Genomic DNA, 26,606 nt, shown 5'->3' with positions numbered 1-26,606 from the left:
TAGTGGTGGTGTGAATAAAATGCAAAAGGTAAAAATGATCCTTACAAATAGATTTGATCCAGATGTAAGAGTATATAAAGAAGCCCAATATTTGGTTTTAAAAGGGTTTGACGTTGAAATATTATGTTGGGATAGAGAAAGCGAATATAAGAGTAGGGAAATAGAAGAAATTGATGGTATAAATATAAAAAGGTTTTTTCCTTATGCAAAAGCTGGAACAGGTTATAAACAAATTATACCTTATATTAAGTTTCTTAAAGAATGTAAGAACTATTTAAGAGGAAAAGAATATGATTATTTGCACTGTCATGATTTAGATGGGGTAATAGTTGGGAATCACATTAAAAATAGTAATAGCAAATTAGTATTTGATATGCATGAATTTTATGAAGTTCAGGGTTCAAAACAAAAAATAAGATACATTGTTAGGGCAATAGTAAATAATATGCAGATAAAATCAGATGCTATTATTTACGTAAATCAAATGCAGAAAGATGTTATGAAGAAAAAAAACATTAATAAACTTATATACATCCCCAATTATCCAATAGCTTCGGATTTTGAAAACTGCGAAAAATCAAAATCAGAAAAACTGCGAATATCTTATATAGGGGCAGTAAGGCAATATAATGAGCTCAAGAATTTGATGGATGCTTGCAATGATATTGATAATATAAAAGTATCAATTCATGGTACGGGTGTAGCATATAAAAAATTAAATGATATAAAAAATAATTACAAAAATATAGAGGTTACTGGGGTATATCATTTTTCTGAGAGTTCTAAATTATATAGTCAAACGGATGTATTATATGCAATATATCCAATGAATACTTTTCAAAATAGAAATGCGTATCCAGTAAAGTTTTTTGAAGCAATAATAACTAAAACACCCATAATTGTTAGTAAGGGGTCAATACTGGAAAAATTTATAATGGAAAATGATATAGGTTTTGTAGTTGATGGGAGCAATGTTTCTGAAATAACAGAACTAATAAGTTATATAAATAGCCATAGAAAATTACTTCAGGAAAAAACTGAGAATATAGAGAAGATACAATTTGATTTTAGTTGGGGAGAAGTAGTGAAAAATATGGATTCAATATATGAGAGGGACACAATATAATGTATGTCATAATTATATCACGTGGATATCCAACAAATAAATATAAGATGAACGGTATATTCGAATGGGACCAGGCTAGGGCGTTAGCTAAAGCAGGGTGCAAAGTGGTTTTTGCAGCAGTTGATGTCAGGTCCATAAGAAGATGGCGTAAATGGGGTCTTAAGCGTGATGAAATACAGGGAGTTAATGTTTATGTTATGAATCTTCCTTGCGGAAGACTACCTAAAGTGATTGTGAACAAAGTTATGAGTATAGGACTAAGAATTCTATATAAACTTATACTAAAGGAGCTCGGCAAACCGGATGTTCTGCATGCACATTTTGCTGAGGTTGGTTACGTTGCATCCATACTTAAACAACAAATCAATGTGCCACTTGTTATAACAGAGCACTCATCACTTATAAATAAACCTATAATAGATAAAAGACTCATTAACATTGCAACACAGGCATATTTAGAAGCGGATGCTGTTGTTGCTGTAAGTCCATCACTTGTGAATGCGATAAAAGATAAATTCAACATAAAAGCCAGCTACATTCCTAATGTAGTTGATACTGATATATTTACATATACACAAAGAGAAGATTGCATGCCATTTAACTTTGTTTCAACTGGAAATCTAATTATAACAAAAAGAATGGATTTGACCATTGAGGCTTTTTATAGTGCTTTTCAGGATTTTCCGCAGGTTACCCTTACCATATTCGGTGAAGGTAATGAGAGAACCAAATTAGAAGAGATTATAAAAAAGTATCAATTAGAAAGCAGAGTTGTACTTAGGGGAATTTGTTCCAGGGAAGTTATTAGCGAAAAACTGAAAAATAGTGATTGTTTTGTCTTAGCTTCACGTTCTGAAACCTTTGGGGTTTCTTATATTGAAGCATTAGCCACAGGGGTTCCTGTTATCGCTACTAAGTGTGGTGGTCCCGAAACATTTGTTCATGAAGGTAATGGAATTTTGATTGTGGTTGATGATTTTGATTCGCTAGTAGGTGCAATGAAATACATGTACAAAAACAGCAAAATATTTGACAGGGAGAAGATATCTGACCAAATAAAAAGTGAGTTTTCTCCAGAGCAAGTTTCGATTAAGTTAATCGAAACATATGAGGAAGTTTTGAGAATGAATGATTAATAAAGGGTGTGATTTAAATAGAACCAAATTCAAGCAAATTCATGAAAAACTTAGTTGGATTTTCCGTTGGCCCCATAGTGGGTGCTATTATAGGGTTTATTACGGTTCCTATTACAACTTATTTGGTGTCACCCGATGATTTTGGTAAAGCTGCCATGTACACTATGGGTTATACTATAAGTTCATTATTTATATTTTTAGGATTAGATCAAGCTTTTGTAAGAGAGTATAATGAACAGGTTAATAAAAATAATTTATTTTGGAATGCACTGTTTTTTCCGTTGTTGTTCTCTTTTATATTGGCTCTTATTTATATAGTTTTTTATAAATCTATATCACTTCTTATGTTTGATAGCGTAGAGAAGTATGTGATAATACTACTAGCAATATCATTACCCTTTGCCATAATAGATAGATTCAATTTACTTGTATTAAGAATGGAAGAAAAAGCTAAAATATATTCACTTGTTAATATACTAAATAAATTATTAGGCATCATAATATTAATCCCATATTTAATATTTATTGATAAAAGTTTTAAGGGGATCATAATTGCGGTTTTTATAAATTTAGTTATAGTTTGTATAATAGAAAGTTATCTTGTAAAACATATTTGGAAACTTAACTTTAGATTTGATAAGAAATTGCTCCAAAAACTATTTAGATTTGGATTACCGCTAGTACCCGCTACAATTATTGGATGGGTTTTTATTTCTATGGATAGAATTGCACTAAGGCAATGGTCCACATTTAATGAAATTGGAATATATTCAGCAGCATTTAAAATAGTTGCAGTTTTGTCAATACTGCAACAAGCATTTTGTACATCGTGGGTTCCCACAGCACTAAGATGGCATAAAGAAAAGGTTTCAAACGATAAATACGTACAAGTTAGTGAAACTATCTTAACTGTAATGGTTGTATTATTTTCGACTATTATACTTTTTAAAGACCTAATAATAAAATTACTTTCTTCAAATTATAGTAGTGCCGCAAATAGTGTTCCTTTTTTATTAATGTTTCCTATTATGTATACAATATCTGAAACAACAACACTTGGGATTACTTTTTCTAGGAAAACTCATTATAATATAGTAATATCACTTATAGCAGCTCTTACTAATTATACAGGAAATTATTTTTTAGTCCCAAGGTATGGTGCAGTTGGAGCTTCTATATCAACGGGAATTTCATATATAGTATTTTTTTGGATGAGAACACTAATATCACGAAAGTTATGGTTTAAATTTGGAATTAAATTATATATAATTAATACAATTTTAATGCTATTACTCTCATCATTTAGTGTAATAGTCAATAATATATTCATTAATATATTTATTGTTTCGCTGATCTTATTTGCAAATAGACGTTGTATTTTAAAAATATTTCATCGGATTAAGACATGGATATTAAAGTAAGAGGAGGCTATTGTATGGAAGAAGAATTTTCATATAGAAAATATATTAACTCGGATTTTAGTAGTTATTGTGATTTATTTCAAAATGTTTATTCTCACGAAATAAATAGTGAATTTTTTAAGTGGAAACATAATTTAAACGGTTCAATTAATAAGGAGCCTTTTATTTATTTAGTATTCAATAAAACTGGTAATCTTATAGGCGCAAATTCGTTTTTCAAAAGTAAATTTAAGAAAAACAATAAAATATATACTGCAATCCAATCCGGTGATACAATGGTTCATATGGATTATAGGGGGAAAGGAATTTTCAAGAAAATAATTGTATTTGCAATGGAAGATTTAAAGAATTATGGATTTGATTTTATATTTGGATTTGCAAATAATAACTCACATCCTGGATTTATTAAACTTGGTTTTAAATCCATGTATAAAGTAAATAATTATTTAAAGATATTAAATTATGAACTAATCTTTAAAAACAAATTAAGACGTATACCGTTTGGGGGTCTAATGGGTAAGTCCATAGATAATTTTAAAAAAAATGTTGAATTTAATTCAAAATACAGTGTAATGATGACTACCAGTATCACAGAAGAAATGATAAGTTTTATTTCTTCTAATATGAACAATGAATTAGGACAAATTAAAGATGAAGCATTATTAAATTGGAAGTATGTGAATAATCCAAAACCAAATTATGAAATGCTTATAATAAAGAAAAATTCAATTATAGAAGGAGTTTTCATTGTTAGAATAGAAAAGGATGCTATGAAAAGTGTAACTGTGATGGAATATTTCATCAAAAATAATGAGGACGTACATAAAATCCTAAAGGCTGTAATCCAGTATTATAGAAATGAAAATATGGGTTACTTAAGGAGTTGGGAATTAGGTTCTAGTGTATATAAGGATGCCTTATCAAAAAATCACCTAATTAAAAAAAATTTAGAAATATACTTTATAGCTAAATTAATTAATGAATCAGCAACTGAAGTTTTAGACTTAAATCTTTGGCATATTGTTAATGGAGATGCAGACACTGTATAAAGCTTATTTTGGAGGGCTATATCTATGAAAATAAAAATTAAGAGTGCAATTAAATTTCTTTATTATAAGTTATATGAGATGATAAATTATTTTTATATAATTAATTTAAAGAAAAAAAATAAGTTTGCCAGCGGTAATGTTATAAGTAACAGTTTAGAAGGTGAAACTATTATAATACTTGCACCACATATCGATGATGATATTATAGGATGTGGGGGAGCAATTATGAAATATTTATCAGAAAACAAAGATGTTTATATAGTCTATTTAACTAATAGTGGTAAACAAGGAAGTAAGACTGAAAAAACCAAGGTAATTGAAGAAAGAAAATTAGAGGCTATTGATGTGGCTTATGCATTAAATATTAAAAAAGAGAAGCTGTTTTTTTTAAATGGAGAAGATGGCGATTTAATTAATTCAAATATAGATGATGAACTCCAGAAAATTACTGATTCTGTTAATCCAGATACGATTTTCATGCCATGTTTCATTGACTCTCACAACGATCACTTTGCTGTCACTGAAATATTAGGACGCTTAAATACTAAAAAGCGCGGTATGTTTTCAAATGTTAATTTATATTTATATGAATCTCAAAGCCCCTTAACACCGCTATATTCAAATGTATTTTTAGATATTACAGATATTTATGAGAAGAAAAAAAAGCTTATAAAACTTTACGTTTCTCAAACATCTGACTTTAAATTTACGTATTACATGAGCAAAATTAATGGTTGTGCATTTAATAGCAAACCCTTATGTGAGGTATATTTAAAAACTAAATTTTCAAATTATTTTAATTTGTATAATAAACACTGCGGTAGTTTTGAAAATTATTTAAAAATGAAAAATAAGATTATTCCATTCAGATATAATGACAGCTTGATTAAAAGTTATAAAAGTAGTTTAGAGCAAAAATCTATATTAAAAGAATTGTAAGGAGGAAAAATAAAAATGTTTAAGTTAAAAGATGAATTATTATTAAAATTAAAAAATAAAACAGCTAGACTTGGAGTGGTGGGTCTTGGTTATGTGGGACTTCCACTAGCTGTAGAAAAGGCTAAGGTAGGATATGAAGTAATAGGATTTGATGTTCAAGATAAAAAGGTAAAAATGGTAAATGAGGGACGTAATTATATTGGTGACATTGTAGATTCAGATTTAGCTGGACTCGTACAGGATGGAAAACTTAGAGCCACTACAGATTTTAGTTTTGTTAAGGATGTTGATACAGTATGTATAGCAGTTCCCACACCACTAGATGTATATAAGCAACCGGATTTATCATATGTAGTTGAATCAACTAGAAGTGTAGCTAAGTATTTACATAAGGGAATGCTGGTAGTGCTTGAAAGCACTACATACCCAGGTACAACTGAGGAAGTACTAAAACCGATACTTGAAGAAACAGGCTTAAAATGTGGAGTAGACTTTTTCTTAGCATTCTCTCCAGAGCGAATTGATCCAGGTAATAAACAGTTTAATACAAAAAATACTCCAAAGGTAGTAGGAGGATGTACAAAAGACTGTACTGAAGTAGCAGGAATGCTTTACAGAAGTGTTTTAGAGGGAGATATACTAGAAGTGTCTTCTCCAGCAGTAGCTGAAATGGAAAAAATTCTTGAAAATACTTTTAGAAATGTGAATATAGCACTAGCTAATGAAATGGCTATTTTGTGTAAAAGGATGAATATTGATGTTTGGGAAGTAATAGACGCAGCTAAAACTAAACCTTATGGATTTATGCCCTTCTATCCAGGTCCAGGACTTGGAGGACATTGTATACCACTTGATCCCTTCTACTTAGAGTGGAAAGCAAAGGAGTTTGATTATCATACTAAATTAATAGAAGCTTCAGGTATAATCAATGATTATATGCCTGAATTTGTTTTAGAAAATGTTATGAAGCTTTTAAATAGTCAAAAGAAGGCATTAAATGGTGCAAAAGTACTTATTATGGGTGCAGCTTATAAGAAGGATATAGATGATATGAGAGAATCACCAACACTTAAGGTTATTGATCAATTAGAAAAGAATGGTGCTGATATAATGATAAATGACCCATTTATTCCTACATTTATGCACAAGGGTAAAGAATATGTATCAGTAATTTGGGAAAATGAAATAAAAAATGCAGATATAGTAATAATAACTACAGATCATAGTGATTATGATTATGAAAGAATTGTAGCAGAAGCTAGTTTATTATATGACACTAGAAATGCAACAAAAAATGTTATAAGTAATAGAGAAAAGATAAATAAACTTTAAAAGAAAAAAATATGGCATGCAAACATTGTAAATTAGTTTAGAATATTGCATGCCAATATTTTAGAAAAATATAATAGGGAGGAATTCAAATGAAAAAAATAAAAATTGCAATTATAGGGTGTGGAAGAATATCTTACAAACACGTGGAGGCTATAACAGAAAATAGTGATGAAATTGAACTTACAGCAGTTTGTGACGTGTTAGAAGCTAATGCTAATAGTAAAAAAGATGAGTACATAAAAGCAATTGGTGAAAGTGCGCACGTAAAAGTGTATACTGATTATAAGAGAATGCTTGAGGAAGTTGATATTGACATGGTTTCTATAGCTACAGAGAGTGGATACCATGCTGAAATAGCTTTAGATTGTATGAATAGTGGAAAACATGTAATTGTTGAAAAACCAATGGCTTTATCTACTGTGGATGCAGATCGAATGATCCAGTGTGCAAGAAAAAACAATGTAAAACTTTGTGTTAATCACCAAAATAGATTTAATGAGCCAATACAAAAATTGCGAGCTGCAGTAGAAGAAGGCAGGTTTTCAAAACTCGTTAATGGAACGGCAAGAATTCTTTGGAATAGAGATATGGGATATTATACTAAGGCGCCTTGGAGAGGAACATGGAAACAAGATGGCGGTACACTAATGAACCAATGTATTCATAATATTGACTTGTTACAATGGATGATGGGCGGAGAAATAGATACTGTTTATGCTCAGTGTGGTACTTACCTTCGAGATATAGAAGCTGAGGATTTTGGAGCAATAATTATAAGATTTAAAAATGAATCCATAGGTATAGTTGAAGGCTCTGCTTGTGTTTACCCTAAAAATTTAGAAGAGACATTAAGTATTTTTGGTGAAACTGGTACAGTTTCTATTGGTGGGCTAGCAGTTAATTCCATAGAAACTTGGAAATTTGCAGATAATGTGGAAACTGAAGAAGAATTATTAACGCAGCATAAGGGTGATCCAGATTCAGTATATGGCTCCGGGCATACTCCGTTATACAAGGATATGATAGATGCTATAAAATATAATAGTGAACCACTCATAAATGGAGAAGAAGGTAAAAAAGGTATGTCTATTATACTTGCGGCTTATAAATCAAGACTTACAGGACTTCCAGTTAAATTCCCAATGGGAGATTTCTCAACCTTGGAAATGGAAAAATAATTTTAAAATGTCATATGAAAAGAGGTTATTTATATGAATTATGTTTCAGAAAAAAGCAAAGTTGGAAGCAATGTGACAATAGGACATTTTGTAGTAATAGAAGATGAGGTAGTTATAGGAAACAATTGTGCTATAGGATGTAATGTAGTTATATACCCGGGAACAATTATAGGCGATAATGTTAGAATAGATGATAATTCGATAATAGGTAAACAGCCTATGAGGTCTGTAAACAGTATATTCAAAAGTGAAGATGAATTACTTCCAGCTAAAATAAGTGAAGGTTGTCTTATAGGGGCAGGTGTAATAATTTATTGTGGATGCGAAATTGGAGAGAAAACACTTATTGCTGATACCGCTGTAATAAGAGAAAATGTAACAGTAGGCTCAAAAACAATTATTGGCCGTGGAACTACTGTTGAAAATTTTTGCAAGGTTGGTTCCAATTGCAAAATACAGACTAATGTATATTTAACTGCTTATTCAGAGGTAGAGGACTATGTATTTATCGCACCTTGCGTTGTAACTTCTAATGATAATTATGCAGCAAGGTCAAGTGAAAGATTTGGTAAATTCAAAGGTGTAACTATAAAAAAAGGTGGTAGAATTGGTGCAGGAGCAGTAATTTTGCCTGGGAAAATAATATATGAAGATGCTCTAGTTGCAGCAGGTAGTGTAGTTACAAAGGACGCGCCAGCAGGTAAAATTGTAGTTGGAAGTCCTGCTAAAGTAATGCGTAATGTACCAGAAGAACAACTTCTTAAAAATCAATAATAACAAAAAAAGGAGAATATTTATATGGAAGTGAAATTTTTTACATCTAAGCGTGAATATCATGAAAAAAAAGCTGAATTTGATACAGCTGTTTTATCTGTAATGGAAAAAGGAAATTTTATACTTGGCGAAGAAGTTAGGCTATTAGAGGAAAGTGTAGAAGCCTTTACTGGAGCTAAATATGCTGTAGGCGTGGCATCAGGAAGTGACGCTCTAACTATTACAGCGGATATTCTTGGATTTAAAGAAGGCACAGAGGTTATTACATCTCCATTTACTTTTTTTGCATCTGTGTCATGTATTACTAGAAATGGTGCAAAACCAGTTTTCGTGGATATTGATGAGGATACCTTTAATATTAATGCAGAAGCTATTGAAGAAAAGATCTCAAAAAATACAGTAGGAATCTTGCCAGTGCATTTATTTTCACAAATGGCAGATATGGATAAAATAATGGAAGTGGCAAAAAAACATGATTTAAAGGTATTAGAAGATGCTGCAGAGGCTTATGGTATGAGATGGACTGGTGAGGGAGAAACTTCAAGACATTCGGGTACTATTGGCGATTTTGGGATTTTTTCATTCTTCCCAACCAAAACATTAGGAGCCTTCGGAGATGCTGGAATGATAGTAACTAACGATGATAAATTATATGAGCTAGCAAAAGCATACCGTGTACATGGTGCAACTAAAAAATACCATCATGATTATGTAGGTTATAATTCAAGACTTGATACCATGCAAGCAGCAATACTCCTAGTGAAAATGAAATATATTAAAAATGTTATTGAAAAAAGAGCAATTATTGCAAAATGGTATGATGAAGCGTTATCAAATATACAAGCTGTAAAAATACCAAAAGGTAAATTTAATCAAGAGTCCGTATATTATGTATACAATATTTTAACAGAAAAAAGGGATAAACTCGCAGCTTATTTAAAAGAAAATGGGATTCAAACTAGTATTTATTATCCTAGACCACTACATATGCAAGAGTGTTTTGTGGAGCTTGGATATAAAAAAGGTGATTTTCCAGTATCAGAAAAGATTAGTGAGCAAATTTTAGCACTACCAATTTACCCTGAAATTACAAAGGATGAAGTGGACTATGTATGTAATTGCATAAAAAAATTTTTAAAGTAGAAAATAAAAGCAGCTGATTTATAGGAGGAACCTCTATGATTTATGGTGAGGAATTAAAACTAGTACAAAATACTGAAATAAATATATTAGTGGAAATCATTAAAGTATGTAGTGAAAATAACATTGAATATTTTATAGTTGGGGGGACTGCATTAGGTGCAGTTCGCCATGCAGGCTTTATTCCTTGGGATGATGATATAGACATTGGTATGACAAGGGATAACTATAATAAATTTTTGGAGGTTGCAGAAAATCAGCTAGATAAAGAGTTCTTTTTGCAAACAGTCCATACAGATTGTGAGTCACCATTTCATTTTGCAAAAGTTAGAAAAAATGGAACAAAATTTGTAGAGTATTATTGCAGAAATCTTAATATTAACCAAGGTATATTTGTGGATATATTTCCTTATGACAATATTCCGGATAATGTTCATTTGAAAAAAATACAATACATAAAAACCATAATACTATCTAATCTATTTATAGCAAAAAGTGTAAAAGAACCAAGTTTAGAAGCTACTACTAGAAAAGATCGTATTAAACATATAACTCGGCATTCTCTTCACTATGCATTAAAAGCTATACCTAAGAATTTACTCTACAAAATGTTAGATAAAGAAATTCAAAAGTATAATTCCATTAACACATTATCCAAATGTTATGTTAGGACACCAGCACTCCTAATTAAAAATGAGTTTCTATATCCACTAAAAAATATAGAATTTGAGGGCATGATGGTTTGTGCACCATATGATTGTCATTCCTATTTATCATCACAATATGGAGATTATATGAAACTGCCTCCAGAAGAAAAAAGGCATGGACATAAACCTTATATTTTAGAAGTGTAAAGGTAAACAAAATCAGATAATTTAAAAAAACGAAGGAGGAATTATTCAGATGAAGAAAGTAATAACATACGGAACTTATGATCTTTTTCATGAAGGGCATTTTAAATTACTTGAAAGGGCAAAAAAATTAGGGGATTACCTAATTGTTGGAGTTACTACTGAAAATTATGATGATAGCCGTGGTAAATTAAATGTTCAAGAGGGCTTGATGAAGAGAATAGAAAATATTAAGGCTAGTGGACTAGCTGATGAAGTAATAATTGAAGAGTATGAAGGACAAAAGGTTAACGACGTACTGAAATATAATGTGGATATTTTTGCAATAGGTTCAGATTGGACAGGTAAATTTGATTATTTAAAAGAATACTGTGAAGTAGTCTATTTAGAGAGAACAAAAGGAGTATCAAGTACACAACTTCGGGCTAATAATAATGGTATACTTAAACTAGGTGTTGTTGGAAACGGTAGAATAGCAACTAGATTTATTAAAGAATCAAAATTTGTTAGTGGGGTAAATGTTGAGGGTGTGTTTGGACGAAATGAAGAATCTCTTAAAGAGTTCGTGCAAAAACAAGAGCTTGATTTTTACTGCACAAATTATGATGAATTTCTTGAAAAGGTAAATGCTGTTTATATAGCATCTCCACATCTTACTCATTATGACTATGCAAAAAAAGCACTAGCTAGAGGCATAAATGTACTATGTGAAAAACCAATGGTTTTATCTAAAATTCAATCAGAAGAATTATACAAATTAGCAGAGCACAATGGATGTGTTCTTATAGAGGCAATAAAAACTGCTTACTCACCTGGGTTTATAAGACTCATAAGTGTTGCAAAAAGTGGACTTATTGGCAAGATAAAAAATATAGATGCCACATTTACTAAATTAATAGAAAATAGTGGGAGGGAACTAGATAGTAACGCTGCTGGTGGAAGTGTAACTGAACTAGCATCATATCCATTACTTGCAATAATCAAGCTTTTAGGTGAAAACATCGAAGAATTTAAATTTTACTCTTATTATGATAGTGAAAAAAACGTAGATTTATTTACAAAAATCAACTTAAAATATAGTGATGCAATTGCCACAGCTAAAGTAGGTCTTGGAGTTAAATCCGAAGGTGATTTAGTGATATCAGGAACTAAAGGGTATATTTATGTACCATCTCCATGGTGGAAAACAGAATATTTTGAAGTGAGATTTGAAAATTTTAATGATAATAAAAAATACTTTTATAAATTTGAAGGTGATGGACTAAGATATGAGCTTGCTGAATTTATATCTATGATAAACCTTAAAAATTATAATACATATAAATTAACACCTTCTGAGTCTATTACAATTAGTAATGTTATTGAACAGTTTAGATTAGGAAATAATATAAGTATGATTTAGGAGATTTATACATCTTAAATTTTTGTAAATGTGATAGATTAATTAAATTTTTTCTGAATATTATGATATACTAAATTGTACTAACATGAAATTATAATAAAAGGGGATTAGTATGAAGATTTTAGGGAAATGGAAAAAACCAATGTTAATACTAAGTGACGCAATACTAATAAACTTAGCATATGTATTAGCACTATTTTTTAGAAATAATTATAAAAATTTCAAGTTCTATTGGAGTGATTACAGCCAGATAGCTTTAATTGTGACAGTTATATACATAACTAGTTTTTATTTATTTAAACTTTATGAAAGTCTTTGGAGTTATGCAAGTGTAGATGAATTTATGTTGGCTATTGGTGGGTGCCTTACAGGTACTATAGCAACCATTATTTTTATTAATATTTCTGGGCATAAATTTGCCTATGGGGTAAGTATACTCGCTTGTGCTTTTGGTATTATTTTTATCGTGGGCTTTAGAATGTCTTTTAGAATTTATGGTAGATTCGAAAGCATTTTAAATTCTAATATGAATATAAGTGATCGAAAGAGAGTAATGATAATTGGTGCAGGGAAAGCTGCAGCGATGGTTATAAAAGAAATGAAAAGCAGTAGTCAAAGTAAATATAGACCTGTAGCTGTTATTGATGAAAAAAATTATAAAAAAGGAAGCAATATTATGGGGGTAAAGGTTCTTGGAAGTAGGCAAGATATACCTACCATAGCCAAAGAGAAAAAGATAGAAACCATACTTATAGCTATTCCAACAATAGATGATGAAGATAAAAAACTAATTTTAGAAATATGTAAAACAACCCATTGTAAAGTAGAAATTATTCCTGGCATGAGTGACATAATAGATGGAAAGGTTTCACTAAATCAAATTAGAAAAGTGGATATTGAGGACCTCCTTGGACGTAAAGCGGTAGTTCTTGATATGGAGGGTATAGCAAGTTATATAAAGGATAAAGTAATTCTAGTTACAGGGGGTGGGGGATCTATTGGCTCTGAACTCTGTCGACAAATTATTAAATTTGAGCCGGAAAAGTTGATTATTTTTGATATTTATGAAAATAATGCTTATGATTTGCAAATGGAACTGCAATATAAATATCCGAAATTAGATTTAATAGTACTAATAGGATCAGTTAGGGACAAGTTACGCCTTAAGGATGTCTTTGAGACATATTCGCCCAATATAGTTTTCCATGCAGCTGCTCATAAGCATGTTCCGCTAATGGAAGAAAGCCCAATGGAGGCTATAAAAAACAATGTATTTGGAACTTTTAATGTGGCAGAATGTGCACACAAGTATAATTCTGAAAGGTTTGTTATGATATCCACAGATAAAGCAGTAAACCCAACTAATGTTATGGGTGCTACTAAGAGAATGTGCGAAATGATTATACAATCAATGGATAAAATAAGTAAAACACGTTTTGTAGCAGTTAGATTTGGCAATGTTCTTGGAAGTAATGGGTCTGTTATACCACTATTTAAAAAACAAATAGCTCATGGGGGCCCGGTCACAATTACTGATCAAAATATAACTAGATTTTTCATGACAATACCGGAAGCGTCGCAATTAGTGCTTCAAGCAGGAGCATATGCAAGCGGTGGAGAAATATTTGTGTTAGACATGGGAAAACCCGTTAAGATATATGATTTAGCTTTTGATTTAATAAGACTTTCGGGATTTGTTCCAAATGAGGATATTAAAATAGAAGTTACAGGTCTTCGTCCAGGTGAAAAACTTTATGAAGAGCTTCTAATGAGTGAAGAAGGACTTACTAACACTAAACACGAAAAAATTTTTATTGGCAAAGCTACCTTTAGTGATTTAGACGTTATGAAAGAGAAAATGAGTGAACTGAGTGTTGTTTTAGAAAAAGATGATTTGAAGCTATTGTTAGAAAAAATAGAAGAAATAGTTCCAACATATAAAAGAAACATAATAGAGCGTGAAATTGCAGCTATGGCTGATTAAATAATAAAATTAGGAGTGATAGTATGGGACGATTTATGGATGTTCTAGTTAGCATATTTATATTAGTGTTATTATCACCACTGTTTTTAGTTATAGGCTTTTTAATAAAATTAAACTCAAAAGGGCCAGTGTTTTTTATTCAAAAAAGAATAGGTAGAAATAATAAGTTATTTAAGTTCTATAAATTTAGGACAATGAAAATTGGAACTCCTAATGTTGCAACTGATAAACTTTGCGGTTCGAAAAATTATGTAACACTAATTGGAAAATTTCTAAGAAAAAGTAGCCTTGACGAACTTCCACAATTTTTCAATACATTTAAGGGCGATATGACCTTCGTAGGGCCAAGACCTGCACTTTATAATCAGTATGAACTTAAGGAGTTGAGAACAAAAGTAGGAGTTCATTTATTACTTCCAGGTCTTACTGGGTGGGCGCAAATTAATGGTCGTGATAATAATGATGATTATAAGAAAACAGAATATGACTTATATTATTTGAACAATAAATCTTTTTTACTTAATATAAAAATATTATTCAAAACGGTATCTAAAGTTTTAAAAGCAGAGGGAATTGTAGATGATGGTGACAAAAAAGAATCTCTGAAGAATGTTAAGGGGAAATAGATGAGAAATATTTTAATTACAGGTGAAAACAGTTATGTTGGTAAAAGCTTAGGGAATTATCTGTGTAAAAGTCCGGATAAGTATACCACTCATTTTATTTCGCTTAGAAATGATGAGTGGAAAAATGTTGACTTTTCAAGGTATGATGTTCTCTTTCATGCAGCTGCAGTAGTTCATAAGAAAGAAAAACCGGAAATGGAAAGCATGTTTATTAAAGTGAACAGCGAGTTAGCTATAGAAGTAGCTAAAAAAGCTAAAGATGAAGGGATAAAGCAGTTTATTTTCATTAGCACAATGTCTGTTTATGGGACGGATGGCGAGATTGGGAGTGACGTTGTCATAGAACCTTCCACTGTGCCTAGTCCTAAAACTTATTATGGAAAAAGCAAACTTTTAGCGGAAATTGAACTTAATAAACTTAATGATGATAAATTTAAGGTTCTAGTATTAAGACCTCCTATGATTTATGGACCTAATTGCACAGGTAATTATGCTAGGCTGGAAAAGTTTGCTTTAAAATCGCCACTTTTTCCAATGATTGATAATAAGAGGAGTATGCTCAGTATTTATAAATTATGTAAAGATGTTAAAGGATATATAGATCAGGAGAAATATGGATTATTTTTGCCGCAAGATGATTATTATGTAAATACAAGTTTACTTGTAAAAAAGATTGCTGAAGAAAATGGACGAAGGTTGTATTTATCTAAAACACTTGGATTTATAGTTAAATTAGTAGGTAAAAGGGTTAATATACTTAAGAAGATTTTTGGCAATTTGGTTTATAAAATGTGAAATAATATTTAGGGAATTGAGGTATAAGATGGAAAAATTAAAATACTCAGTACTAATGTCTGTTTATTATAAGGAAAATCCTAATTATTTTAGGGATAGTATAAAAAGCATGTTAGACCAAACAGTTAAACCTGATGAGATTATAATTGTTGCAGATGGTAAATTAACAGTGGAGCTTGATGCTATATTTGAAGAATTTAGTGATAATGAAATCATTAGTGTTATTCGGCTTGAAGTAAACAAGGGATTAGGCGTGGCTCTAAGTATTGGTATTAAAAAGTGTAGAAATGAATTAATTGCACGTATGGATACAGATGACTTATCAGATGAACATAGGTGTGAAAAGCAATTACAGTGTTTTTACAAGAACAAAAAGCTTAGCGTAGTTGGAACTGCTGTTTCTGAGTTTATAGATGATCCTAATATTAGAATTGCTTATAAAGGAGTTAAAACCGGTGATGAAAATATTAAAAGTCAAATGAAATTTAGAAATGCTTTTAATCATCCATCAGTTATGTTTAAAAAAAGTGATGTTTTGAAAGCAGGGTCTTATGAGCATTGGTTTTTAAATGAAGATTATTATTTATGGATTCGAATGATGCAAAATAACTTCATATTTGAAAATATTGATGAGCCTCTATTAAAAATGAGAATAACAAATGACACGTATTTGCGTCGGGGCGGATGGAAATATTTTGTTACTCAAAAATCACTGTTTGATTATATGTTAAAAAATAATTTAATCAATATATTTGAATACGGATATAATAATTCTATTAGATTTGTAACAAGGCTTTTAATACCTAATAAACTTAGAAAAGTTTTATATTTAAATATACTTAGGAAAAAATCATAAGGCGTGCTTTGCTTTTGGTTATAGAGAAAGGGTGATTTTATGACTTTTATTTTTATAGTATTTAGACCGTTTCATGTCATATCCGCTTACAATATTATTAAATTAATTAAAAGTCATTATCCAAATGCAAAATGTATAGGATACATATCAAATGCTACAGATGAATTTTGGGAGAATCTTTTTGATTATGATAAAATATTCGATGAAAAATACTATTCTGTTAATTTATTCTTAGAAAAAAACAAACTTAATGTTGTAAATGTCTTATATAATAATTATATAATCAGACAGAACATTAATAAATTATATTTGAATAATCCGCAAATTAATGGAATAGTGACATTTAGTGACAGATGGAAAATATTTCAGAAAGTCGCTTTAAAATATAAGAACGTAACTAATAATAACATAGTTATGGATGAGGGTACATCACTGTATTGTAAAAATGGTGCTGCCGAATCTTCTGCTATAAAAAAAATATTAAGAAGAATAATATACGGATGGAAGTTTGAAAGTTGTTCCATGGGAGAAAATAAAATAACTACAAAAATATATGCTAACTATCCGGAAAAAGTATATGCTAAATCTAAAAAGAAGTATTTAATGCCTAAACTAGATTATTCTAAAATAGTAGATGCAATAAAAGTTGATGTTCCAAAAATAATATCTAATAAGAAAAAATGTCTGTATATATCTAGTCCAACATTTTTTTTGAATAGCGTGGATACAGAAACTTCAATTAAGAGTACTATAAGACTTTTTGAAGTGCTATCCCAAAATAAAATAGAAGTTTATTTTAAAATGCATCCTGCCAATGAAACTATAGAAGATATAAAGATATATCTAGATAAATTTAAAAGCATAAAAGTTATAGAAGATAAGTCTATACCTGTAGAGCTTTTATGTGGTGAAAATAATTTTGACTATATTATAAGCCCGCTATCATCTGCTCTTTTAAACTTAGCTAGTTTTAAATTTAACTGTATTAGCTTGCCTTATTTTGCAACGAAATTCCTAGAATATAGGGATATATTAGAACTATTTAAAGCAAATGGGATAGAAGTTGCCCTAAATGAGGAAGAGATGATCTCTATTATAGTGAAAAACGAAATGATTATAGGAAATGAGAAAACTAATAATTTAAAACAACAATTAAAGGACGATAATTCGGAGTTTTTGAGCTCCCTTATGGAGTAAAATATAAAAAAGTTAAAATACTATACAAGGAAGATGATGTATGAAAAAGGAAATGTTAGACCTTGATTATTTACGTACTAAAAAAGAAATTTTCTATTGGGTTCATTTTATATTATTTGTTATGACAAAATTAAATATTTTTGTTTCTAATTATGTAAGAGTACCAATACTATTTATGTATTTAGTTGGTGTATTTTTTATACTCATTAAAAATTCTGAATTTATAAAATCTAAAATTAAAAATTCTAAAGTTAAGCTCATGTTGGCTTTTGGACTTTATATGATATTAAATGCGGTAATTATAAAAGTCTTGAATGTATATGTTATTTACTGGGTAGTAACTTTTATTTTTATAAAAGAGCTTAAGTTTAGTAGTGATGAGATTTTGTCATTAATTAACAAAACAGCAATTGTATATTTTATACTATCTATTTTGCTTAATTATACTCCGCTAAAGTCATTATCTTGGTATGAAGTAAGACAAATACGAAGCAGATTTTTACCTTTTGCATATAGGTTTATAGGAGTCAGTAGTACTCCTGCTGGTCCGGATATATTTTATCTAATAGTTCTAATAAGTAACTTAATTCTAAATAAAGGTAAAAGTAAATATTTCTATATGATTTTAGGCGCCCTAGTCGTGATTTGGACTGCAAGTTTATCTCCTTTTATGAGTCTTGCAGGAGCTATTATTATATTACCTTTTACAAAAAATAAGGTGTTAAAAATCATATATGGTAGTATGTTATGGCTTTATCAATTTATAATTATGGTTGCCTATGCTTTAGGGTCAGAGGGAATCAGGCATATTTTAAATAGGCTCAGTACTACAAGATCAATGATATGGTACCACTTGTATCTTAATTTTATGGAAAAGTCTTCTATTAGTCAATTTATTTTTGGGAGAAAAGAACTTGTTGAGTTTTGGCATTTTCTAAAGCTTATTAATAATCCTCATAACTTTAGTTTAATTGTTATACAGTTTGCTGGAATAATAGGGTATAGTATCATTATTATATTTGCAACTTACAACTTTCAAAAATTACAGGATAAATATACGATTTTCATGATATCGCTTTTAATGATTTATTCTTCAACAAATACATACATATTTACAATTAGGGGTAATCCTATTTTCATTTATATATTAATAGCTTATTTATTTTCTAGAAATGAATCTAAAAAAATAAAGGAGGCTGTGCATGTTTAAAATAGGAAATAGTGTTATAGGTGATGGTAATCCAAGTTTTATAATAGCTGAGGCTGGGGTTAATCATAACGGAGACATAAATATAGCAAAACAGCTAATAGATAAAGCAGTCCTTGCAAAAGTTGATGCTATAAAATTTCAAACATTTAATACGGAAAAGCTAGTTACTGGATATGCGCAGATGGCTAACTATCAAAAGGATAACATAGGTAGCGAGGACTCACAGTTTAATATGTTAAAGAAACTAGAACTTACCCATGAAAATTTTATAGAATTAAAGCAGTATTGCACACACAAAGGAATTATGTTTTTATCCACACCTTTTGATTTTGAAAGCGCTGATTTTTTAGCTTCCATTGATATGGAGGCTTACAAAATTAGTTCGGGAGATTTAACTAATATCCCCTTTCTAAGGCATATAGCAAAATTTAATAAACCTATAATTTTATCTTCTGGCATGGCAACCCTGTCAGATATTGAAGATGCAGTAAATGCAATTAATCTCTTAGGAAACAAACAAGTAGCGGTGCTTCACTGTACTTCAAATTATCCTGCGAAATTAGAAAATGTAAACTTAAATGCAATGAACACTATTAAAAATGCTTTTAAAGTTGTATCAGGATACTCTGATCACACCCAGGGAATAACTATAGCTATAGCAGCAGTATCAATGGGCGCAAATATAATTGAGAAACATTTTACAATAGATAAAACCATGGAAGGACCAGACCATAAAGCATCACTTTGCCCTAAAGGACTTAGTGAAATGGTACATGTAATTAGAGATGTAGAAATGGCGTTAGGTACTGGAATTAAAAGATATAATTCTAGCGAAGTAGATACCATGAAGGCAGCAAGAAAAAGCATAGTAGTAGCTAGGGATATAAAAAAAGGGGAGAATATAAACATAACTGATTTAGATTACAAGAGACCAGGAACGGGACTTTCTCCTAAGTTTTATATAGATATTGTTGGTAAAAAATCTAACAGGGACATAAAAATGGATCAACAAATAACATTAAATATGGTGGAATAATTGTTATTCCAAAGAGTACTGCAAGGAGGATACATATGAAAAGAAAAATAGCAGTAATAACAGGTACAAGAGCAGATTATGGTATATTTTATCATGTTCTTAAAGAAATAGAAAAACATGAATTATTAGAACTTAAACTTATTGTCTGTGGAATGCATTTATGTCCTGAATTTGGGATGACTATAAATGAAATAGAAAGTGACGGCTTTGTAATATCAGACAAGTTTGAAACAATATTAGCTTCTGATACAGGGGCAGCAATGGCAAAATCTATAGGACTTTCAATTATGAGTATGGCTCAGTGTTTTGAGAGAATAAAGCCAGACGTAGTATTAATACTGGGGGATAGAGGAGAGATGCTGGCCGCAGCAACTGCAGCTATTCATATGAATATCCCTGTAGCTCATATTCATGGGGGGGAAGTAACTGGTACAGTAGATGAATCTGTAAGACATGCTATAACTAAGCTTTCTCATATTCATTTTCCAGCAAATGAGGATAGCAAACAAAGAATCCTTAAATTAGGTGAGCGTGAAGAAAACATCTTTGTAGTGGGCGCACCAGGACTTGATTACATTAAAAATACACATTATTTATCAAGAAGCGAAATGTTAGAAAAATTTGAACTAAAAGATGATAAAATATTTTTACTAACGCAGCATCCAGTAACTACAGAAAGGGATCTTGTGGAGTGGCAAATAAGAGAAACTCTTGATGCAGTTGTAGAACTTGGATATCAAACTATAGTTTCTTACCCTAACAGTGATAACGGAGGTCGTGAGATTATAAAAGTTATTGAGGAATATAGAGCTAAGTACCCGTTCTTAAAGGTATTTAGAAATTTAACTCAAGTAGAATATTTAAGCTTTTTAGAAATAGCGGAAGTAATGATAGGAAATTCATCCTCAGGTATAATTGAAGCCCCTAGCTTTAAACTTCCAGTAGTAAATATAGGATCAAGGCAGGGCGGAAGACTAAGAGCTTGCAACATAATAGACGTGCCACATGGTAAAGAATCTGTAAAAGTAGGAATAAAAAAGGCATTATATGATGAGGATTTTAAAGCGCAATTAGAAAATTGCACAAATCCTTATGGTGATGGCAATGCAAGTGGTAAAATAGTAAAAATTTTAAGTGAAGTAAAGATAGATAGAGAACTTATGCAAAAGAGAATTACTTATTAAAAGGCAGCACAAAGTTGAGGTGGTATTATGGAGAAAATCGTACTTGTAGGTGCAGGTGGGCATTGTAAGGTTATAATAGATATTATAAAGAGTAATTCAAAATATGATATTGTGGGTATAACGGATAGAGCATACTTCTCTAGCCCAGGTGGATTTGTATTAGATATTCCCATAATAGGTGATGATAGTATACTAGAAGAATTATATAAAAGTGGAATAAAAAACGCATTTGTATGTGTTGGAGCACTTCAAAGCATTTTTATTCGCGATGTGATATACAATAAATTAAAAGCTATAGGTTTTAATATGCCAGTGCTTATTCACAACAACGCAATAGTATCACCATACGCTAATATAGACGCTGGAACTTGCGTAATGGCTGGAGCTATAATTAATCCAGGTGCTTTTATAGGCGAAAATTGTATAATAAACACTGGCGTAGTAATTGAACATGATTGCACAGTGCAGTGGAATACTCATATTTCTCCTAGGGCATGTATAGCTGGTGGAGTGAATATTGGTTATAATACTCATATAGGTATGGGAAGTTCTATTATTCAAACAGTACATATTGGGAATAATGTTATTATAGGAGCAGGAGCTGTGGTTATCGAAAATATAGTAGATAATGTGGTTGCTGTAGGAATTCCATCAAAAATTATAAAGCGCAGGTGAGGATATTATGAAATTTTCAATTGATAATTATTGTATTGGGTCAAATTCTACAATAAAAGATGCTATGAAAGTTATAGATAAAGACTTAACGGGTGCAGCTCTAGTTGTAAATGAGAAAAGTGAACTAGTTGGAACAATAACAGATGGTGATATAAGACGTGCTATGCTTAAAGGGTATAGTATAAACGATGATATAGAGAGAGCATATTGTAAAAATTTTAAATATGTATCGGAGAAATATAGTAAGACCAAAGCAAAAGATTATATGCTTGTGAATAATATAAGGCAGGTACCTGTTGTTGATAGTTCTAAAAAACTTGTAGACTTATATTTTTTAGATGATATGTTATCTTTTGATAAAAAAGATAATTATGTATTCATATTAGCAGGAGGTCTTGGAACTAGGCTAAGGCCATTAACAGAAGAATTACCTAAACCTATGTTAAGAGTTGGGGACAAACCGATATTAGAGCTTTTAATAGAACAATTCAAAGAATATGGATTTAGAAACTTTATTATTTCAATTAATTATAAAGGAGAAGTAATAGAGGAATACTTTAGTGATGGAAGCATTTTTGGTGTAAACATAGAGTATATTAAAGAAACTAAAAAACTAGGGACAGCAGGATCTATAGCCCTTGCAAAAGAAAAACTTACTAGGCCCTTTATAGTTATAAATGGGGATATTTTAACAGGAATTGATTTTGAAAAATTTTTACAGCATCATATAGAAAACAAATTCAATATAACTGTAGGTGTTAGAAACTATGAAATTAATGTTCCTTATGGGGTAGTAGTTACTGATAATATGGTTATAGAATCACTAGAAGAGAAACCTACATATAATTTTCATATAAGTGGTGGAGTATACGCCGTAAATCCTGAAGTTGTGAAATACATAGTGGAAGACGAAGTTTATAATATGACTGATTTAATAGACGATGCAATTAGTAATAAATACACTACAGGTATATATGAGATTTCAGAGTACTGGAAGGATATAGGACAAATAGAAGACTATAGAAAAGCCAACGTTGATATACATAAATTTTTCAAAGTATAAAAAAGGAGTAGATGATATGAATTGGCAAGGGAAAAAAGTTTTAGTTACAGGAGCAGAAGGTTTTATAGGAAGCCATTTAACAGAAAGATTAGTGGAACTTGGAGCCGATGTTACAGCACTTTCTCAATATAATTCTTTTAATAACTGGGGATGGATTGATACTTTTGATAAAAAGACTAAAGATAGTATTAAAGTTGTTACAGGGGATATAAGAGAGTATGATGGAATGAAAAGAATTGTAAAAGGGCAAGAAGTAGTATTTCATCTTGCGGCACTTATAGCAATTCCTTATTCCTATCTTTCTCCTATGGCATATGTGAGAACAAATGTGGAAGGTACTACAAATGTTTTAGAAGCCTGCAGAGAGTATGGGGTAGAAAAGATTGTACATACATCTACAAGTGAAACTTATGGCACAGCACTTTATGTACCAATAGATGAAAAACACCCAATGCAAGGTCAATCTCCATATTCAGCATCAAAAATAGGTGCAGATAAGATGGCAGAAAGTTACTATAAGAGCTTTAATATGCCTATAGCGACCATAAGACCTTTTAATACATATGGTCCAAGACAATCAGCAAGAGCTGTAATTCCTACAATAATATCACAAATACTTGCAGGAAAAACAGAAATTAAGCTTGGTAGCTTAACCCCAACTAGAGATTTTAACTTTGTAAAAGACACTGCGCAGGCTTTCATAAAAATAGCAGAAAGTGAAAAAACTATTGGTGAAGTTATAAATTCTGGTTCAAACTATGAAATAACAATTGGAGACACAGTTAAAAAAATAATAAGCATAATAGGAAAAGATGTGAAAATTATTTGTGATGATGAAAGATTAAGACCTGAAAACAGTGAAGTTAATAGACTATGGGCTGATAATACTAAATTAAAAGAATTAACAGGCTGGAAGCCAAATTACAATATAGATGAGGGCCTAGAAGAAACAGTAAATTGGATTAAAAATAATATGCAATATTTCAAAACAGACATATACAATGTTTAACCAAGAAACATTGGCTAACCAAGAAACATTGGCTAACCAAGAAACATTGGTTAACAAAAAATAATGAGAGGGGTTTTATTATGATACCACTATGTATACCGGAAATTAAAGGAAATGAGTGGAAGTATGTAAAAGAATGTATAGATACCAATTGGGTATCTTCAGTAGGAAGTTATGTTAATTTATTCGAAGAAAAATTTAATGAATATGTAGGTAGTAAAAATGCTGTAGTTACAATGAATGGTACTGCTGCAATTCAATTAGCATTAATGACACTAGGAATAGGTGAGGGGGATGAAGTTATAGTTCCATCATTAACATTTATATCTCCAATAAACACTATAAAATACGTAGGTGCAGAGCCTGTATTTGTTGACGTATGTAGAGATACCTTTGTTATGGATGCAGAGAAGATAGAAGCAATGATAACACCTAAAACAAAGGCTATAATGCCAGTACATATTTATGGTCATCCTGTAGATATGGATAGGGTGATGGAAATAGCTAAGAAACATAATCTATATGTTATAGAAGATGCTACAGAATCACTAGGGTCTAAATACAGTGGAAAAATGGCTGGAACTATAGGTGATATAGGTTGCTTTAGTTTTAATGGAAATAAGCTTATAACTACTGGAGCAGGTGGAATGTTTGTAACTAACAATGTAGAGTATGGATCAAGGGCAAAATTTTTATCTACTCAAACAAAGGTAGTAACTGAAAATAAAGCTTTTTATCATCCAGAGATAGGGTATAACTTTAGAATGCCAAATCTTCTTGCTGCTTTTGGAGTAGCTCAACTTGAAAATGTTGAAGAATATCTAAAGACAAAAAGAGAAAATGCAGCGTATTACAATGAACTATTGTGTGATGTTAGTGGAATTACACTACCTGTAGAAAAAGAAAATGTGGAAAATTGTTTCTGGCTGTATTCAATTTTAGTTGAAGATGACTATGGTGTAACTCGTGACGAGCTTATAACAAAATTAAATGAACAAAAAATAGAAGCAAGACCTTTCTTTATGCCTATACATGATATGCCTCCATATAAGGATAACAAACATGGGAATTTATCAGTTACAAAAGAGCTTTATAAGCGGGGAATAAATCTTCCAAGTTCAGTAGGCCTTAAAGTGGAAGACATAAAAATAGTATGTGAACTAATAAAAAACTCCAAGAAATAACACAATAGGAGATAAACATGAATATAGATTTTCTGAAAAAGCTGTATAAAAGTAGACTAGTAAAGAGTGGAATTTGGTTTACTATAGGAACCTTTTGCATTCAAGGTATAAATTTTTTAACAGTGCCAATTCTTACAAGATTACTTACACCAAGTGATTTTGGAATGGTGGGCATATATACTATTTATGTTACAATATTAACTTCCATTATTAGTTTAGGACTGGAATCAGCAGTTTCTACTGGTAAATTTGACTTTAAAGAAGATTTTGATGGTTTTTTATCATCAATACTCTTTCTTTCAACAATTCCACTATTTCTTGGAGTAATGATTGCACTGATTTTTAAGCAATTCATTGCTGCTAGATTGGGGATAAATCCAGGTTTAATAAATTTATTAGTTTTTCAAAGCTTTTTTACTTTTGTTCTTCATTTTGCAACTACTAAGTATTCAGTTCAATACAAGTACAAAAAATTCTTAATTATTTCTATAACAAGTACAATATTAAATGTTTTGTTATCTATTGCTTGGATACAAAGTTTAAGTGTGGATAAATATTATGGAAGAATTTACGGTTCAGCAGCTATAGCAATAGTTTATGGCGTAATATTATATGCAATATTTATTATAAAGGGAAAGAAGTTTATAAATTTAAAGTATTGGAAGTATGCACTTGGGATATCTGTTCCACTGGTATTTCATATTTTATCTCAAATAATTTTAACATCAGCTGATACTATAATGATTAGTAAAATGATAGGTAAGAGTGCAGCAGGTATCTATAATTTTTCATATAAGATTGGTATGATATTAAATATTGTATGGGCTGCATCAAATAAGGCTTGGGTTCCTTGGTTTTTTGGTAAAATGAAGGAAGAAAACTATGAGGATATCACAAAGAAGGTAAGGTACTATATAATTCTATTTTCACTAATATCATTTATGTTGATTTTTATTTCTCCAGAGGTTTCGAGTCTTATGGGAACCAAGGCTTACTTAGAAGGAATACAAATGGTTCCAATTATTATGATAGGGTATTACTTTGTTTTCTTATATAGTATTCCAGTTAATTTAGAGTTTTACACAAAAAATACTAAATACATAGCACTTGGAACAGTAATGGCAGCGGGAGCTAATATAGGACTTAACTATATATTGATTCCAAAATTTGGATACACTGCGGCGGCTTGGACCACTGTAGTATCTTACTTTTTACTTTTCCTTTATCATTATATAATTGCACTAAAAGTATCTGATCTAAGGATATTTAACATTGTGGATTTTATATATGGGATACTATTTATTGCTGCAACTAGTGTAATTTTTTATTTCACTAGAGATATATGGATTGTAAGATATACTATAATTATTTTGCTTGTGATTGTAGGAGTATTTGTATTTAAGAAAAAAATTAGCAAGATTTAAAGGAGATTTTTAACT

24 protein-coding genes are annotated in these 26,606 nt (G+C 30.5%); all 24 read left to right on the top strand.

Annotation, left to right across the window (positions count from 1 at the left end; all coding sequences use genetic code 11):
* Window positions 1-19 precede the first annotated feature (19 nt).
* The 24 genes from ACREWB_RS18775 to ACREWB_RS18660 all read left to right on the top strand — a co-directional run bounded on the left by ACREWB_RS18775 (window position 20) and on the right by ACREWB_RS18660 (window position 26,591).
* The gene (locus ACREWB_RS18775; protein WP_431548998.1) at window positions 20-1,126 is read left to right on the top strand and encodes a glycosyltransferase; all 1,107 of its coding nucleotides are present in this window, start codon (window positions 20-22) and stop codon (window positions 1,124-1,126) included.
* Window positions 1,126-2,262 (top strand): glycosyltransferase, encoded by a 1,137-nt coding sequence (locus ACREWB_RS18770; protein ID WP_431548997.1) that lies wholly within the window; start codon window positions 1,126-1,128, stop codon window positions 2,260-2,262. The genes ACREWB_RS18775 and ACREWB_RS18770 overlap by 1 nt, the downstream gene beginning before the upstream one ends.
* A 41-nt stretch (window positions 2,263-2,303) precedes the next feature.
* The gene (locus ACREWB_RS18765) at window positions 2,304-3,683 is read left to right on the top strand and encodes an oligosaccharide flippase family protein (protein WP_431548996.1); all 1,380 of its coding nucleotides are present in this window, start codon (window positions 2,304-2,306) and stop codon (window positions 3,681-3,683) included.
* Between the two features lie 14 nt (window positions 3,684-3,697).
* Window positions 3,698-4,732: a GNAT family N-acetyltransferase gene (locus ACREWB_RS18760; protein ID WP_431548995.1), complete on the top strand. Its 1,035-nt coding sequence runs from the start codon at window positions 3,698-3,700 to the stop codon at window positions 4,730-4,732.
* Between the two features lie 24 nt (window positions 4,733-4,756).
* On the top strand, window positions 4,757-5,671 hold the full coding sequence (locus ACREWB_RS18755; protein ID WP_431548994.1) for a PIG-L deacetylase family protein: 915 nt from the start codon (window positions 4,757-4,759) through the stop codon (window positions 5,669-5,671).
* Between the two features lie 15 nt (window positions 5,672-5,686).
* Window positions 5,687-7,003, top strand: a complete 1,317-nt coding sequence (locus tag ACREWB_RS18750) for a nucleotide sugar dehydrogenase (protein ID WP_431548993.1) — start codon at window positions 5,687-5,689, stop codon at window positions 7,001-7,003.
* An 89-nt stretch (window positions 7,004-7,092) separates the two neighbouring features.
* Window positions 7,093-8,181, top strand: coding sequence for a Gfo/Idh/MocA family protein (locus ACREWB_RS18745; RefSeq protein ID WP_431548992.1), 1,089 nt, complete (start codon window positions 7,093-7,095; stop codon window positions 8,179-8,181).
* A gap of 33 nt (window positions 8,182-8,214) precedes the next feature.
* Window positions 8,215-8,955, top strand: a complete 741-nt coding sequence (locus ACREWB_RS18740) for an acyltransferase (RefSeq protein ID WP_431548991.1) — start codon at window positions 8,215-8,217, stop codon at window positions 8,953-8,955.
* A 24-nt stretch (window positions 8,956-8,979) separates the two neighbouring features.
* Complete coding sequence (locus tag ACREWB_RS18735; RefSeq protein WP_431548990.1) at window positions 8,980-10,098, top strand: DegT/DnrJ/EryC1/StrS family aminotransferase; 1,119 nt, start codon at window positions 8,980-8,982, stop codon at window positions 10,096-10,098.
* 35 nt (window positions 10,099-10,133) lie between these two features.
* Complete coding sequence (locus tag ACREWB_RS18730; RefSeq protein WP_431548989.1) at window positions 10,134-10,949, top strand: LicD family protein; 816 nt, start codon at window positions 10,134-10,136, stop codon at window positions 10,947-10,949.
* A gap of 49 nt (window positions 10,950-10,998) precedes the next feature.
* Window positions 10,999-12,348: a Gfo/Idh/MocA family oxidoreductase gene (locus ACREWB_RS18725; protein ID WP_431548988.1), complete on the top strand. Its 1,350-nt coding sequence runs from the start codon at window positions 10,999-11,001 to the stop codon at window positions 12,346-12,348.
* A 112-nt stretch (window positions 12,349-12,460) separates the two neighbouring features.
* Window positions 12,461-14,332, top strand: coding sequence for a polysaccharide biosynthesis protein (locus ACREWB_RS18720; RefSeq protein WP_431548987.1), 1,872 nt, complete (start codon window positions 12,461-12,463; stop codon window positions 14,330-14,332).
* Window positions 14,333-14,355: 23 nt separating this feature from the next.
* Window positions 14,356-14,958, top strand: a complete 603-nt coding sequence (locus tag ACREWB_RS18715; protein WP_431548986.1) for a sugar transferase — start codon at window positions 14,356-14,358, stop codon at window positions 14,956-14,958.
* Window positions 14,959-15,753 (top strand): NAD-dependent epimerase/dehydratase family protein, encoded by a 795-nt coding sequence (locus ACREWB_RS18710; RefSeq protein ID WP_431548985.1) that lies wholly within the window; start codon window positions 14,959-14,961, stop codon window positions 15,751-15,753.
* 28 nt (window positions 15,754-15,781) lie between these two features.
* On the top strand, window positions 15,782-16,609 hold the full coding sequence (locus ACREWB_RS18705; RefSeq protein ID WP_431548984.1) for a glycosyltransferase: 828 nt from the start codon (window positions 15,782-15,784) through the stop codon (window positions 16,607-16,609).
* Window positions 16,610-16,648: 39 nt separating this feature from the next.
* Window positions 16,649-17,806, top strand: coding sequence for a polysialyltransferase family glycosyltransferase (locus ACREWB_RS18700; RefSeq protein WP_431548983.1), 1,158 nt, complete (start codon window positions 16,649-16,651; stop codon window positions 17,804-17,806).
* A gap of 40 nt (window positions 17,807-17,846) precedes the next feature.
* The gene (locus tag ACREWB_RS18695) at window positions 17,847-19,016 is read left to right on the top strand and encodes a hypothetical protein (protein WP_431548982.1); all 1,170 of its coding nucleotides are present in this window, start codon (window positions 17,847-17,849) and stop codon (window positions 19,014-19,016) included.
* Window positions 19,009-20,052, top strand: a complete 1,044-nt coding sequence (neuB, locus tag ACREWB_RS18690; protein WP_431548981.1) for an N-acetylneuraminate synthase — start codon at window positions 19,009-19,011, stop codon at window positions 20,050-20,052. Before ACREWB_RS18695 ends, neuB begins: the two co-directional genes overlap by 8 nt.
* A 35-nt stretch (window positions 20,053-20,087) precedes the next feature.
* Window positions 20,088-21,236, top strand: coding sequence for a UDP-N-acetylglucosamine 2-epimerase (gene neuC, locus ACREWB_RS18685; RefSeq protein WP_431548980.1), 1,149 nt, complete (start codon window positions 20,088-20,090; stop codon window positions 21,234-21,236).
* 27 nt (window positions 21,237-21,263) lie between these two features.
* Window positions 21,264-21,911 (top strand): acetyltransferase, encoded by a 648-nt coding sequence (locus ACREWB_RS18680; RefSeq protein ID WP_431548979.1) that lies wholly within the window; start codon window positions 21,264-21,266, stop codon window positions 21,909-21,911.
* 7 nt (window positions 21,912-21,918) lie between these two features.
* On the top strand, window positions 21,919-22,974 hold the full coding sequence (locus ACREWB_RS18675; RefSeq protein ID WP_431548978.1) for a nucleotidyltransferase family protein: 1,056 nt from the start codon (window positions 21,919-21,921) through the stop codon (window positions 22,972-22,974).
* Between the two features lie 16 nt (window positions 22,975-22,990).
* Window positions 22,991-23,983 (top strand): NAD-dependent 4,6-dehydratase LegB, encoded by a 993-nt coding sequence (locus tag ACREWB_RS18670; RefSeq protein ID WP_431548977.1) that lies wholly within the window; start codon window positions 22,991-22,993, stop codon window positions 23,981-23,983.
* An 80-nt stretch (window positions 23,984-24,063) separates the two neighbouring features.
* Window positions 24,064-25,167, top strand: a complete 1,104-nt coding sequence (locus ACREWB_RS18665; protein ID WP_431548976.1) for a LegC family aminotransferase — start codon at window positions 24,064-24,066, stop codon at window positions 25,165-25,167.
* Window positions 25,168-25,184: 17 nt separating this feature from the next.
* The gene (locus tag ACREWB_RS18660; protein WP_431548975.1) at window positions 25,185-26,591 is read left to right on the top strand and encodes a lipopolysaccharide biosynthesis protein; all 1,407 of its coding nucleotides are present in this window, start codon (window positions 25,185-25,187) and stop codon (window positions 26,589-26,591) included.
* Window positions 26,592-26,606 lie beyond the last annotated feature (15 nt).

The organism is Clostridium sp. (assembly GCF_050717635.1).
Lineage (GTDB): Bacteria > Bacillota > Clostridia > Clostridiales > Clostridiaceae > Clostridium_AD.
Note: the sequence above shows the minus strand (reverse complement) of the source record. Positions and strands in the feature narration are given on the sequence as shown.

Bases quoted from the DNA above. Each gene is read 5' to 3' on its own strand.
- ACREWB_RS18700 (WP_431548983.1), top strand. From the start codon at position 16,649: ATGACTTTTATTTTTATAGTATTTAGACCGTTTCATGTCATATCCGCT.
- ACREWB_RS18730 (WP_431548989.1), top strand. From the start codon at position 10,134: ATGATTTATGGTGAGGAATTAAAACTAGTACAAAATACTGAAATAAAT.
- ACREWB_RS18770 (WP_431548997.1), top strand. From the start codon at position 1,126: ATGTATGTCATAATTATATCACGTGGATATCCAACAAATAAATATAAG.
- ACREWB_RS18695 (WP_431548982.1), top strand. From the start codon at position 17,847: ATGAAAAAGGAAATGTTAGACCTTGATTATTTACGTACTAAAAAAGAA.
- ACREWB_RS18715 (WP_431548986.1), top strand. From the start codon at position 14,356: ATGGGACGATTTATGGATGTTCTAGTTAGCATATTTATATTAGTGTTA.
- neuB (WP_431548981.1), top strand. From the start codon at position 19,009: ATGTTTAAAATAGGAAATAGTGTTATAGGTGATGGTAATCCAAGTTTT.
- ACREWB_RS18750 (WP_431548993.1), top strand. From the start codon at position 5,687: ATGTTTAAGTTAAAAGATGAATTATTATTAAAATTAAAAAATAAAACA.
- ACREWB_RS18675 (WP_431548978.1), top strand. From the start codon at position 21,919: ATGAAATTTTCAATTGATAATTATTGTATTGGGTCAAATTCTACAATA.
- ACREWB_RS18665 (WP_431548976.1), top strand. From the start codon at position 24,064: ATGATACCACTATGTATACCGGAAATTAAAGGAAATGAGTGGAAGTAT.
- ACREWB_RS18735 (WP_431548990.1), top strand. From the start codon at position 8,980: ATGGAAGTGAAATTTTTTACATCTAAGCGTGAATATCATGAAAAAAAA.
- ACREWB_RS18775 (WP_431548998.1), top strand. From the start codon at position 20: ATGCAAAAGGTAAAAATGATCCTTACAAATAGATTTGATCCAGATGTA.
- ACREWB_RS18670 (WP_431548977.1), top strand. From the start codon at position 22,991: ATGAATTGGCAAGGGAAAAAAGTTTTAGTTACAGGAGCAGAAGGTTTT.
- ACREWB_RS18745 (WP_431548992.1), top strand. From the start codon at position 7,093: ATGAAAAAAATAAAAATTGCAATTATAGGGTGTGGAAGAATATCTTAC.
- ACREWB_RS18705 (WP_431548984.1), top strand. From the start codon at position 15,782: ATGGAAAAATTAAAATACTCAGTACTAATGTCTGTTTATTATAAGGAA.
- ACREWB_RS18680 (WP_431548979.1), top strand. From the start codon at position 21,264: ATGGAGAAAATCGTACTTGTAGGTGCAGGTGGGCATTGTAAGGTTATA.
- neuC (WP_431548980.1), top strand. From the start codon at position 20,088: ATGAAAAGAAAAATAGCAGTAATAACAGGTACAAGAGCAGATTATGGT.
- ACREWB_RS18725 (WP_431548988.1), top strand. From the start codon at position 10,999: ATGAAGAAAGTAATAACATACGGAACTTATGATCTTTTTCATGAAGGG.
- ACREWB_RS18765 (WP_431548996.1), top strand. From the start codon at position 2,304: ATGAAAAACTTAGTTGGATTTTCCGTTGGCCCCATAGTGGGTGCTATT.
- ACREWB_RS18660 (WP_431548975.1), top strand. From the start codon at position 25,185: ATGAATATAGATTTTCTGAAAAAGCTGTATAAAAGTAGACTAGTAAAG.
- ACREWB_RS18720 (WP_431548987.1), top strand. From the start codon at position 12,461: ATGAAGATTTTAGGGAAATGGAAAAAACCAATGTTAATACTAAGTGAC.
- ACREWB_RS18710 (WP_431548985.1), top strand. From the start codon at position 14,959: ATGAGAAATATTTTAATTACAGGTGAAAACAGTTATGTTGGTAAAAGC.
- ACREWB_RS18740 (WP_431548991.1), top strand. From the start codon at position 8,215: ATGAATTATGTTTCAGAAAAAAGCAAAGTTGGAAGCAATGTGACAATA.
- ACREWB_RS18755 (WP_431548994.1), top strand. From the start codon at position 4,757: ATGAAAATAAAAATTAAGAGTGCAATTAAATTTCTTTATTATAAGTTA.
- ACREWB_RS18760 (WP_431548995.1), top strand. From the start codon at position 3,698: ATGGAAGAAGAATTTTCATATAGAAAATATATTAACTCGGATTTTAGT.